The 12,802-nt window shown below is 38.8% G+C and carries 12 protein-coding genes; 11 read left to right on the forward strand and 1 reads right to left on the reverse strand.

The window, feature by feature from the left end; all coding sequences use genetic code 11:
* Positions 1-59 precede the first annotated feature (59 nt).
* From ACST15_RS05710 to ACST15_RS05760, 11 genes are all read left to right on the forward strand, one after another.
* Entirely contained in the window at positions 60-611 is a 552-nt protein-coding gene (locus tag ACST15_RS05710) for a pyridoxamine 5'-phosphate oxidase family protein (protein ID WP_459453729.1), read from the forward strand.
* A 2-nt stretch (positions 612-613) separates the two neighbouring features.
* A complete protein-coding gene (locus tag ACST15_RS05715) occupies positions 614-1,072 on the forward strand; it encodes a hypothetical protein (protein ID WP_459453730.1) in 459 nt (152 codons plus the stop codon).
* 55 nt (positions 1,073-1,127) lie between these two features.
* The gene (locus ACST15_RS05720; RefSeq protein WP_459453731.1) at positions 1,128-2,795 is read left to right on the forward strand and encodes a PQQ-dependent sugar dehydrogenase; all 1,668 of its coding nucleotides are present in this window, start codon (positions 1,128-1,130) and stop codon (positions 2,793-2,795) included.
* 55 nt (positions 2,796-2,850) lie between these two features.
* Positions 2,851-3,150: a rhodanese-like domain-containing protein gene (locus tag ACST15_RS05725; protein WP_459453732.1), complete on the forward strand. Its 300-nt coding sequence runs from the start codon at positions 2,851-2,853 to the stop codon at positions 3,148-3,150.
* A gap of 143 nt (positions 3,151-3,293) precedes the next feature.
* Positions 3,294-3,707 carry an OsmC family protein gene (locus ACST15_RS05730; RefSeq protein WP_459453733.1) on the forward strand — a complete coding sequence of 138 codons (414 nt, stop codon included), beginning with the start codon at positions 3,294-3,296 and terminating at the stop codon, positions 3,705-3,707.
* A gap of 137 nt (positions 3,708-3,844) precedes the next feature.
* Complete coding sequence (locus tag ACST15_RS05735) at positions 3,845-5,002, forward strand: Gfo/Idh/MocA family protein (protein WP_459453734.1); 1,158 nt, start codon at positions 3,845-3,847, stop codon at positions 5,000-5,002.
* On the forward strand, positions 5,002-6,378 hold the full coding sequence (locus tag ACST15_RS05740; RefSeq protein ID WP_459454000.1) for a Gfo/Idh/MocA family protein: 1,377 nt from the start codon (positions 5,002-5,004) through the stop codon (positions 6,376-6,378). Before ACST15_RS05735 ends, ACST15_RS05740 begins: the two co-directional genes overlap by 1 nt.
* Positions 6,379-6,543: 165 nt before the next feature.
* The gene (locus ACST15_RS05745; RefSeq protein ID WP_459453735.1) at positions 6,544-6,915 is read left to right on the forward strand and encodes a BlaI/MecI/CopY family transcriptional regulator; all 372 of its coding nucleotides are present in this window, start codon (positions 6,544-6,546) and stop codon (positions 6,913-6,915) included.
* Positions 6,905-8,494, forward strand: coding sequence for a TonB family protein (locus tag ACST15_RS05750; protein WP_459453736.1), 1,590 nt, complete (start codon positions 6,905-6,907; stop codon positions 8,492-8,494). The genes ACST15_RS05745 and ACST15_RS05750 overlap by 11 nt, the downstream gene beginning before the upstream one ends.
* A 653-nt stretch (positions 8,495-9,147) precedes the next feature.
* Complete coding sequence (locus ACST15_RS05755) at positions 9,148-10,332, forward strand: pyridoxal phosphate-dependent aminotransferase (protein ID WP_459453737.1); 1,185 nt, start codon at positions 9,148-9,150, stop codon at positions 10,330-10,332.
* Positions 10,333-10,342: 10 nt separating this feature from the next.
* Positions 10,343-11,458, forward strand: coding sequence for an AEC family transporter (locus ACST15_RS05760; protein ID WP_459453738.1), 1,116 nt, complete (start codon positions 10,343-10,345; stop codon positions 11,456-11,458).
* Positions 11,459-11,467: 9 nt separating this feature from the next.
* Here ACST15_RS05760 and yiaK read toward each other — a convergent pair whose 3' ends face one another.
* Complete coding sequence (yiaK, locus tag ACST15_RS05765) at positions 11,468-12,496, reverse strand: 3-dehydro-L-gulonate 2-dehydrogenase (protein WP_459453739.1); 1,029 nt, start codon at positions 12,494-12,496, stop codon at positions 11,468-11,470.
* Positions 12,497-12,802: the final 306 nt, after the last annotated feature.

Raw genomic sequence — 12,802 nt, forward strand, 5'->3', positions numbered from 1 at the left:
AAACGCTTAGTTTGAGCACCGGATTTAATCTTATATTTGTTTCAAATAATACCAATCACATGGGCAAATTTTATGATTCCATTTCAGAAGCTCATCGCGAGTTTATCGAAAAACAACATCTTTTTTTTGTAGGCACTGCACCGCTTCAAGGAGACGGTCGGGTAAATGTTTCACCTAAAGGATTAGAAGCATTTCGGGTGATTGATGAGCATACCGTTGCTTATATGGACATCATTAGTTCGGGTAACGAAACCTCTGCGCATACCCTAGAAAATGGGCGAATAACCTTCATGTTTTGTTCCTTCGATAAAACCCCCAACATTTTACGTTTATATGGAAAGGGCTTTACCGTTTTGCCAAATTCGGCCCTTTGGGAGCAGTATGCGCCCTATTTTACTATTTTTCCAAGTACCCGACAAATTATTGTAGGGAAGATTGATTTGGTTCAGACCTCTTGTGGGTATGGAGTACCCCTGTACGAATACCAAGGAGAAAGAGATATACACTTTACCTGGGCGAATCAAATGGGTCCGGAAAAACTAAAAGAATATATGTTGGAGAAAAACCTGAAAAGCCTAGATGGTTTACCTACTGATTTAAGTCGTCATTAGCCATGTTAGATCCTTTATTTAAAAAACTTGCCTATAAAAACCAGGCTGAACTTTTAGTTTTGAGCGCGCCAGAGGCTTTTCATAAAGTGTTAAAAAATGTACCTGAAGAGACCGTTTTACTCCATTCCTTGGATCAGGTAAAACAAGTGAATTATGCCTTGGTTTTTGTAAGTTCCAGGGCGGAAATCCAATCCTTTGTCAAGGCTTGTCAAGGCAAAATTTCTGGAGATGTGGTTTTATGGATGTGTTATCCCAAAGGAAGCTCTAAAAAATACAGCTGCGATTTTAATCGAGATCAAGGTTGGGAACCCATGGGAGAGATTGGATTTGAGCCAGTTAGTCAAGTGTCTATAGACGAAGATTGGAGTGCCTTACGATTTAGGAATGTGCATTTCATCAAAAGCTTAAAAAGAAACCCTGACCACATTCTCTCGAAAGAAGGAAAGACAAGGATACAGTAATTTAGGGGATTTCTTTTCTTTGCATGGAAAAGCCTCCTTTGGCCATATTTGACCTATGAAAATTTTTACATTACCCTTAGCTATTTTTCTATTCGTTTTTTCCATCTCCATTACGGTTCATTCTCAAAATCTTAGTCGAGGAGCCCAAGTATTCGATCAAAATTGTGCCAATTGCCACAACTTTAAAGAAGATGGTATTGGCCCACAGTTGGGAGGCTTAAAAGGAATTGTAGACAAAAAATATTTATTGGAATTTATTAAAAACCCGAAAGCATTGATCGACGCGAACGTCGCAAGGGCTCAAGACAAGTACAAGAAATTCAAATCCTATATGCCGGGATTTAGCCACTTGGATCCCCAAGATCTTCAAGATGTGATAGCCTATATTTTGGAGAAACCAAGGCCCAAGAATTTGGGCCATAAAGCTAGTTTAGGATTAGAAAATCCGATACCAGAAGGCATTCCATTTTCAGGCGAAAAGCTAACGATTAAAAAGATTTTAAAGTTTCCTTATATCCATACGCCCCAGTTGAATACACGGATTAATAAAATGAGTTTTCATCCCATCACTCAAGAACGTGTTATTTCTGATTTACAGGGGAAGATTTATTTATTGGATTCCCAAAACCAGTTGACAGAATTTTTGGACATGGTCAAACATTTTCCTCATTTTACCAATAAACCAGGCATGGCAACGGGTTTAGGGAGTTTTGCATTTCACCCCTTATTCGCTCAGAATAAGCTTTTTTATACGACCCATTCTGAGCCTGAAGTTAAGGGTATTTCTGATTTCACTTATGGAGATAGTCTTCGGGTTAAATTACAATGGATTATTACGGAATGGACTTTAGATGATCCAAATGCAAAGGTGTTAAGTGGTAAATCCAGGGAAGTGATGCGCGTTAATGTGATTGACCAGATCCATGGTATGCAAGAAATATGCTTTAATCCTTATGCCAAAATGGGGGACCCTGATTTTGGATTACTTTACATAGGATTAGGCGATGGTGGGGCTTTGGAGCAAAGGAGAGGTTTTATTCCTAATAATAGTGAACATGCTTGGGGTAAAGTCTTGCGCATTGACCCATTGGGAAGAAATAGTCAAAATGGCAAATACGGGATACCCGCATCCAATCCCTGCGTAGGAAAAAAAGGATTGGACGAGGTTTTTGCTCAGGGTTTCCGAAACCCGAATCGAATTTCTTGGTTAAAAGATGGACGAGTGATAGTGTCCAATATAGGCCAAAGAAACATTGAATCTTTGTATTTGTTGAAAGCGGGCAAAAACTATGGATGGCCATTAAGGGAAGGTACCTTTGCCATTGATTCTACGCTCAGCACAAATACGGTATTTCCACTCCCAAAAAATGATGCTAAGATGGGATATACCTATCCGATAGCTCAGTTTGACCACGATGAAGGTAACGCCATCATGGGTGGATTTGAGTATACCGGAAAAGCAGTACCTAGTCTTCAAGGCAAATATATTTTTGGTGAAATTGTTCGGGGAAGAATATTTTATATACCTATTTCAGAAATCAAAGTAGGAAGCCAAGCTCGGATTCGAGAATTTCACCTTCAAATGGATGGCAAGCCAGTTACCTGGAAAGACTTGATTCAAGGTAATAAAGTTGATTTGAGACTGGGTCAAGACGCTCAAGGAGAAATTTATATCATAACCAAAACGGATGGTATGTTATACCAAATTGTCTCTTCCAAGTGATAAACATCACGGCAGTTTATTCTTGAAATTCATTCCTTTGCGGAAAAATTAATACATGATACCATCAATCTCAATTGATCAATTCAAAGAAAAATTGAAACATCAAGAATCGCTATTGCTTTTGGATATTCGAAGCAAAGCAGAATTTGATGCTCGACATATTCCTAATGCCATGCATGTGCCAGGGGAAGACCTTCCTCAAGGCTTACCTCCAAATGCGAATCAATCACTTTTGGTGACTATTTGCGGTAAAGGAGGAGGCAGGTCTGAACAGGCTGCTGAAAAATTAATTTCATTGGGATTTCAGGCTAAATTTCTAGAAGGAGGAACCAAGGAATGGTTTGAAAAAAGCTGATTAGATTAAAATCATTCATCTGAACTTCCTGCCAATTTAACTTTCGTTGATTTCCTTAAATTAGCTGAGTTAACATGGATTATTGTAAGAGAAATAGAGTAATATTGGAAAATATTGATTGTCTCAAAACTAAATAAAAAGTCATGATAAGAAAAGCAAATGCCGTTTGGCAAGGAACAGGGAAAGAAGGTAAAGGAGTACTTACTACCCAAAGTGGGGTATTAAACCATACCCAGTATTCTTTCAATACGAGATTTGAAGATGGAATTGGAACTAACCCAGAGGAGTTAGTGGCGGCAGCGCATGCGGGTTGTTTTGCCATGAAATTAAGTTTTAATTTAACGGGAGCAGGATTCCCCCCAAAGGTATTGGATGTACAAGGAGAAATTAACATGGAAGAAGGGTCTATCATAGAATCTCGATTGATACTAAAAGCTACTGTGCCGGGTATTGACCAAGATACTTTTTTAGCACAAGTAAAAGATGCGGAGGCTAATTGCCCCATCTCTAAATTATTAAAAACCAGGATTGTGGTGGACTCAACATTGACTGTTTAATCCAAGGTCATCTAGATATTAAGGCTTACTTAGGTAAGCCTTTTTCTTTTTCCATTGATTAAAAAAAGGGTTGTTTTCAGTAAGAAAACAAATATTATTACTTTTAGAATTAGTATCACAAAACTGGAATATACCCCATGAAAGAAAATGCTTCTAACCGTAGGAAATTTTTGCAAGATGCCAGCCTGTTATCAGGTCTAGCTTTTATGCCATCGATGCATGGCCCCATCAAAGATGGCACGTCCTTGTTTGTTCCTAAAGTTCAAGAAAAGATTATTGCACCACGTTTAAAATTTGGTGTTATTGGAATCAATCACGGGCATATATATACCATGGCTAATTCCATTATTCGTGGAGGAGGGGAATTTGTATCTTATTATGCCAAGGAACCTGAGTTAATCAAAGATTTTGCCAAGAAATACCCGACTGCTAAACTGGTAAAAAGTGAAGCTGCCATCTTGGAAGATCCATCTATACAGTTGGTTTTAAGTTCTATTACACCAGTAGAAAGAGCACCATTGGGCATTCGCGTAATGAAAGCGGGTAAGGATTATATGGTGGATAAGCCGGGTATCACCACCTTAGAACAATTAGCAGAAGTGCGTAAAGTTCAAAAGGAAACGAAGAGAATTTACTCCATTTCTTATTCTGAGCGTTTTGAAAACAAAGCGACCGAAAAGGCTAGTCAATTAGCACAAACAGGAATTATCGGAAAGGTTGTTCAGACCTTAGGAACAGGGCCTCACCGTATGAGTATTCCATCTAGGCCTTCCTGGTTTTTTGATAAGAAATACTATGGAGGCATCATTACAGACATTGGCTCGCATCAAGTAGATCAATTTTTACATTTCACAAAATCTACCCAAGGGCAGGTTGTGGCTTCTCAGGTTGCCAATCACAAATACCCTCAATATCCAAATTTTGAAGATTTTGGAGATTTGATGTTGCGTGGAAATGGAGGTTCGGGATACATTCGGGTGGATTGGTTTACCCCAGATGGGTTAAATACTTGGGGAGATGGTCGATTGACGATTTTGGGAACTGATGGATATATGGAGGTTCGTAAAAATACGGATATAGCTTCTCCACATGGAACAGGAAGTCATTTATATTTAGTGACCAACAAAGAAACTTTGTACATTGATTGTAAAAATGTGGAACTTCCACATGGAGAACTTTTGGTTAATGACGTGTTAAATAGAACCGAAACAGCTATGACACAAGACCATTGTTTCTTAGCAACGGAATTGGCACTTATAGCACAAAAACAAGCTACTAAAATATCGGCTAAATGATGAAAAGGAGAAAATTTATCAATAACATTGCCCTAGGGGCTGTTGGCACTTTAGGGTTCCCAAGCATTGTACCTGCTCATGTATTGGGCGGAAAAGATGCTCCAAGTAACAAAATAAACATTGGTCAAATAGGTTGCGGACGTATTGCTCGTACCCATGATTTACCTAGTACATGGAGGTATGAGAAAGCCAGAATCATGGCTGTTTGCGATGTAGATCGGAATCGTACGGTAGACACTAAAAAATTGGTGGAAGAATACTATACGAAGAAGACCGGGCAAAGCAATTATATCGACGTGAAGATGTATGACGATTACCGTGAAATGTTATTGAATAAAGACATTGATGCGGTGATGATTAGTACGCCTGACTTTTGGCATGCACAACCTGCCATGGAAGCAGCTTTAGCAGGCAAAGATATTTATTTACAAAAACCCACTTCTTTGACCATAAAAGAAGGACGTCAATTAGCAGATGTCATTAAAAAAACGGGTAGAATTTTGCAGGTGGGTACTCAGCAACGTTCCACTAGTCAGTTTAGACGCGCTGCTGAATTGGTAAGAAACGGTCGAATTGGAAAGTTACATACCGTTAAAGTGGGTCTACCGGGTGACCCAAGTGGTCCTGTGGTTCAAGCCATGCCAGTGCCGAAAGGCTTTAATTATGACATGTGGTTAGGCTCGACACCTTATATCCCTTATACCGAATTAAGTGTTCATCCACAAGTGGGGTATGACAGACCTGGCTGGTTACGTATGGAACAGTTTGGCGCAGGTATGATTACGGGTTGGGGACAGCACCATTATGATTCTGCGGCTTGGGGTATGGATACGGAATTAACAGGCCCCGTGTCTGTTCAAGCCGTAGCCGAGTTTCCTAAATCAGGAGTTTGGGACGTTCACGGAGACTTTATGGCAAAGGCAGAATATGCTAATGGCGTGACCATGTATACGAGTGGAGGATTTCCAAATGGTATCCGATACGAAGGTACCGAAGGCTGGATTTTTGTTTCCAGAGGAGATTATTCCGCCACACCAACTGACCCAACCTCAAAAGTTAGGGCAAAGGCCATTGATGCTTCCAATCCTGCCATTTTAGAATCTGTCATTGGAGAGAAAGAAATACATTTATATCACTCAGATGAGCAGCATGGCAACTGGCTTGATTGTATTGAAAGTAGAAAAGAGCCTATCTCTCCAATCGAAATAGGTCACAGGGCTTGTACGGTTTGTTTAATTACTCACGTAGCCATGAAATTACCTCGTAAATTGAATTGGGATCCTAAAAAAGAACAGTTTATCAATGACGCGGAGGCTAATCGTTTCTTGAGTCGTGCACAAAGAGCACCGTATGGAACGGATCGTATCAAGTTTTAATAAATTAGGTTTATAAGTTTATTGATTAAATAAAAACGCCCCTGAAATTCAGGGGCGTTTTTTATTTAGCTTCATTTCGACAACAAATTTTAACTAAAAAAATAGTTATAAATATTTTGTAACTAAAAAATTAGTTATACTTTTGGTCCAACAAAAGGAAGCACTATGAAAAAATTAACTCAAGCAGAAGAGCAAATCATGCAGGTAATATGGACCTTACCAGAAGGAGGGTTTCTCAAGGATATTATTGAGAATTTACCAGAGCCAAAGCCGCATTCCAATACGATTGCCACACTTTTAAAAATTTTGGTAGAAAAGGATTTTGTGGGTATTAGTAATCCTAATCGGAACAACCTCTATTTTGCCAAGGTCAGTAAGCAAGAATATTCTGGTCAGCGCATAGCTGGTTTGGCAGAATCCTTTTTCGAAGGTTCTTATACCAATGTGGTGTCATTTCTTGTCGACAAAAAACAGATGTCCATTGAAGATTTGGAATTGTTACTTAGCCAATTAAAATCTAAAAGCAATGATGAATAATGCCTTATTAATCTATTTGTTAAAAAGTAGCCTACTATCGGGGATTTTCTATGGCTATTATGTTTTGGTTTTGCGAAATAATCGATTCCATACATACAATCGATTTTATCTATTGGCTAGCCTATTTTTGAGCTTATTAATTCCATGCTTTCAATTCCCTCTTTTTTCGGTTGATGAGTCGGAAGTGGCAGGAGCAGGACAAGCCATATATTTACTTTCTGCCACTGCTTCAGCCACTCCTGAGCGGTTTTCTTGGTTGAATTTACCTTGGCTGGATTATGGAATAGGCTTTATTTATTTGGTTTCAATATCACTATTTAGTTTTTTTATTTACCAAGTTTATCGAATATTTCAAATGAAGCGAAGGAATTCCAGTATGCTCATGGATGGATTTCACTTCATTGAGACTGAAGAAGACGATGCTCCTTTTTCATTTTTACATTGGCTCTTTTGGAAGAAATCCATTTCAATTTCTGATCCCAATGGTCAGGCCATATTTAAACATGAGCTTAGCCATATTCAGCAAAAGCATACCCTAGATCGGGTTATTTGTCAAATCATCACATCGCTTTTTTGGGTCAATCCTTTTTATTGGCTCATACATAAAGAATTGCAAAACATACATGAATTCATTGCTGACCAAGAGGCCGTTGGCAGTGATAATGTGGATGCCTTTGCCCAAATGATTTTACAATCACATTACGGAAATCACTTTTTAAACCCTGGACATTCATTTTATTATTCATCCATTAAAAGAAGAATTATCATGTTAACAACATCCAAAAATACGCCATATGAATACCTGAGAAAGGTATTGGCATTACCCTTAGCTTTACTAGCAATTTTAATATTCTCCATTCAGGTAACTGCGCAAGAGAAGGCAGAAAACAAAAAAGTGGTAAAAATTATCACTTCAGCCGATGGGAATGCTCCTATCAAAATCAATAAAAACAAAAATGTCACTAAAAGGGATTTACCTCCTCCTCCACAACCGCCTTTGGGCATAAAATTTGTTCCAGCAGCTCCGCCTTCTCCACCGATGAATGCCAAAGGAACCCCTGCTGTTCCTCCAGCACCTCCTGTTCAAGCATTGTATGTGGTAGATGGTAAAATAGAAAGGGCCTTAGTATTGAATCAAATCAATCCGAATGATATCCAATCCATTAATGTTTTGAAAGGAAATTCAGCCTTGGAAAAATATGGATCAGATGGCAATCATGGGATAATTGAAATTACGACTAAGAAAAATGGTAATTCATTGAATATTCATGCTATTATTGAGGAGCCGGCATCATTTCCAGGTGGGGCAGAAGCATTTCAATCATATCTCCAAGCTAATCTTAAATACCCTGAGGAAGCAAAAAAAGCAAATATTTCCGGTAAGGCTTATGTACAATTTGCGGTATCAGCCGATGGACTTATCTCAGAAATTAAGGTATTAAGATCTCCAGGATATGGTCTAGCGGAAGAAGCTGCTCGGATAATACAGCAGTCAGGCAAGTGGATTCCAGCGAAAACCAATGATGCCAATATAGCCTCCAAAATAGTTCAACCTATTACTTTTTCACTAGGGAAATAATAGACAAAGTGATTTCCAGCATTTGTAATAGCCGGTGATTTTCATCAGGCTATTACCTGTTTATGCTCATTCATTAACCTATAATTTTAGCAGATTCGACTACTAGTAACTACCCTAGATGTAGTGCCATTGAATGGGAATAATACCATAAATGGTAATTTTTTAAAAATCTTATTTTTACTTATTTTTCAAGTATTTTAGTAAAATAGCTAATTTATAAAACCTATTTTTTCGATAAATTCAATTTTATAGTAAAAAACTATTGATTTTGTTATCTAATATTTAAATCATCAACCTGATTAATTTTTATATTTTTTAGGCCATTTTTTACATTTATTGCCCAAAAATTGAAATTTTTTAATGTTTTTTCAGGTATTTTTTTAAAAATTGAGTGAAAGTTGTGGTATATTTCAATAATCCTGCTACATTTCAACATGTTTCATCAATAAATACAATTTATGCGCCCTTTACTGGTCATATTGGGCGTATTTATATTCATCTCAGAATCGATATTTTCGAGGGTCGTTTCAAAGAGTTTATGAATATAGTCTTAAAAGCTGCTTTGCTGACATAGGATTAAATTGTTATGTAAGATGAATCGCTCTGAATTGAGCTTATACTGGTAATCTTGCATTTATATAAAATCATTCATTATGAAAACGTTCTTAAGCAGAAGAAATGCCTTGAAGTCTGGACTAGTAGCCATGGGTGGAATGGCTATTGCCCCTCATCTAAGTTTGGGAGCATTTGCGACTAAATCATTTCCATTAGATTCCGAGAATCGATTGTATTACAGCCCATTATTGCGGGAGCATTTTATGGATGAAAGACCTAATGTGCCTGCCATGATAGCCCGATTGAATGCAAACGAAAATCCCTACGGGCCACCTGAAAGCGCAAGAAAAGCAGTAGCAAATTCTGTATCTGGAGGAAACCGTTATTCGTGGAAAGAATTGGCCACTTTGGTGGACATGCTAGCAGCTAAAGAAGGTCTGACCAAAGAACACATCATGATGGGACCAGGCTCCTCCGATTTATTGGAAAAGGTGGCCATTGTTTTATTTGCTAAAGGGGGAAATATCGTTTCAGCGGATCCGACCTACATGTCGCTAATCCGAGTTGCCGAAGCTGTCGGCGCTACTTGGAAAGCAATTCCATGTAAAGCTGATTGGACCCATGATTTAAAAGCTATGGAAGCCGCTATCGATTCCAATACTAAAATGGTGTATATCTGTAATCCCAATAATCCCGTTGGTTCGGTTATGGACGCCAAGGAATTAATGGACTTTTGTTCTAGGGTATCTGCCAAAGTTCCTGTCTTCATTGATGAAGCTTATTTAGAACTGGCAGAGGGAAAGACCGAGAGTATGGTTTCCTTGTTGGGCCAAAAGAAAAATGTCATCATAGCCAGAACATTTTCAAAAATCATGGGAATGGCAGGTTTACGCGTAGGCTATGCTGTTGCGCAACCTGAATTTCTAAGTAAAATAGAAAAAATAACCCGTGGAGGGATGGGCATTTGTCATACTTCGGTATTGGGAGCCATCGCTAGTTTACAGGATAAGGAGTTTCAAGCCATGACGAAGCGTCTCAATACGCAATGCAAAAATTATTTATATCAAGAGCTTAGTACCTTGGGCTATAATTATATTCCTTCCTTTACCAATTTTGTGATCTTCCCTATTAAAATGGATGGTAAGACTTTCTTGACCAAAATGGCGAGTAAAGGAGTGATGGTTCGGTCATTTGATATCTTGAATAAACCATATTGTCGCGTCAGTATAGGAACCATGGCCGAAATGGAGTATTTCGTCACATCTTTGAAAGAACTCGCTTAAATTTTTTGGTATGGTTGATGCTATTGAAAAGACCTTGACGCTGATTTTCCTCATCGGATTAGGTATAGCCTTGCGTCGGAGAATCAAAAACAAATCAGAAATTCAGGGCTTAAAAGAAGTCATACTTTCTGTGGCACTACCTGCTACGGTATTTATTGCTTTGATGGGCATCAAGATGAGTGCCAGCTTGCTGATCTATCCTATAATCTTGGTTTGTTTTAATTTTTTCATCTTTTTCACAGCGCCCTATTTTTTAGTTTTTTTCGGTATCGCCAAAAGTACACCAGCGAGTCGTACCTTAACCATGTTGCTTCCTTCTTTAGCACCAGGACTTTCCAGCTTTCCCTTTATTTCGGAATTTTTAGGCGGAGAACCTTTGGCCTTGGCGGCTATGGCGGATGTAGGAAATAAGTTCTTTGCGCTCAACTTTTTGTACTATATTTCATTGAAAATGCACATGGCAATTAAGCAAGAGGGGACCATAGGGAATAAAAAAGGTATGAAGGATTTTTTATGGAGCCTAATTAAAGAGCCCATCAATGTGGTTATGTTAATGGCGATTGTGTTTTTGTCGATGGGCTTCCATATGAGCACATTACCTGTTATTGTTCAAGAGATTTTTTCACGTGCCAGTACTTTGATGGGCCCCTTGGTCTTGATTTATATCGGAATGGCAGTGGAATTGAAAGAGGGGAAAGAGATTAAAATGATACTCTCCATCTTATTTTTCCGAGCGGGAATTAGTTTACTTTTCAGTTTATTGATCATTTTGGTTTGGGGAATCAATGACCCCAACATGATTTTATTATCGGTGGTGGTGCCCTTGAGCGCCTGTAGCTTTTGGCCTTTTGCCCATATTTCGGCGATTTATCATAAGGAGGAATCTAGTGAAATACCGGATTACAGAAAAACTTTTGATGCTAATTTAGCCTTATTGACCCTAGCCATCTCGCTACCATTGTCCACTATTTTGGTGATTGGAATTTTAGCTTCTGGTCAAACTTTTGCTCAAACGAGTAATCTAGGACTGCTTTCATTAACCTTGCTGGGGGTCAGCATTATTCCTAACCTGAAAGCATTCAAAAAAGTAAGGTCAAGCTGGCGCAACTTTAAACAAGCCCACTAAATTTAGGCCTTAGGGAGTTTTCCCTTGACTAAATCCTAGCACTTTATTCCAAACCCCTTCATCCACTGGAATTCCTAATTCCATATTTTCAAGTCTCGTTTTTAGGGATCTTTCTCCTGGGTAATTCACTTCGCCTCCCTCTGAAACGGGAGTGGAATTTCGTAATTGAGCAATAGTATGTTCTAAGGCCTGATCCAAAAAGGCTTGATCATTTATTTTAAGTGGATCAATGGCAATAAATACTTGAGAGCAACCCCCACAGGCTCCCTTACCAACCAAGTCGATGTCTGCAGTAGTCCTACCTTTGGAAAGAATAGCTGAAAATAAATCGAGCATTACCGCTAAACCAGAACCTTTCCAATAACCTGTAGGTAAAATTCGGCGAGTAGCTTCAATGGGGGCTGGATCATCTGTCAGATTTCCATCGTGGTCAAAGCCACCCGGGAATGGGAGTTTTTCGTTTTTTAAGCGGGTGGTTTCTAATTTTCCATAGGAATATTGGGACATCGCCATGTCAAATACAACATGCCCTTCTTTTCTTGGAATGGCCATAATGAAGGGATTGTTACCTATACCTCCAGAAGTGGCGCCCCAAGCTGGCATGCATGATTCAGTATTGGTCCAACAAATGGCCATAAAACCTTTCTCGGCTGCTTGCCAGCCATAAGATCCCCCTCGCATCCAATGGGTGGTATTGTTTAAGGCCACCAGTCCTAATCCATATTGTTTGGCTATGTCCATCGCACGATCCATGGCGAATATGGAGTTGGTAATGCCTATACCCATATTTCCATTGTATATTTCAATGGAGCCTAAGTTTACCTCCAAGCTAGGTTCTGCATGAACATCTACCCAGCCTTTTGAGACAAAATCTAAAAATCGTTCTACTCGGTTTAAACCATGAGAATATACGCCATCTCGACTCGTTTCGGTATGCGTTTTGGCACAAATTATCGCCTTTTCTTCAGGTAAACCAGCTATAACAAATGCTCTTTTAATGGTAGAGAACATGTCATTAAATGAAATTCTTTTCATCATACATAGTTTGAGAAATAAAGATATGGAAAGAATTTGGCTTAAGCACTTGACGGTGGCTTCGAGAGCCTCAGCCACCTCTTTGTTCCAACTAGAATCTTCATTTATCTACAACATTCATATGTATTTTGAGTCGTCTTACATGCAGTTTATAACAAAAAAATGGTGGCTTCGAGAACCTCAGCCACCATCAGAGCCAACCTTAAATCTCATTATCGTTAAAATTAGAACGATCGAACAAACAAACAATCTCGGTGGCTGAGGTACTCGAAGCCACCTCTTTGTTCCAACTAGAATCTTCATTTATCT

This window comes from Aquirufa sp. Wall-65K1, from assembly GCF_054558475.1.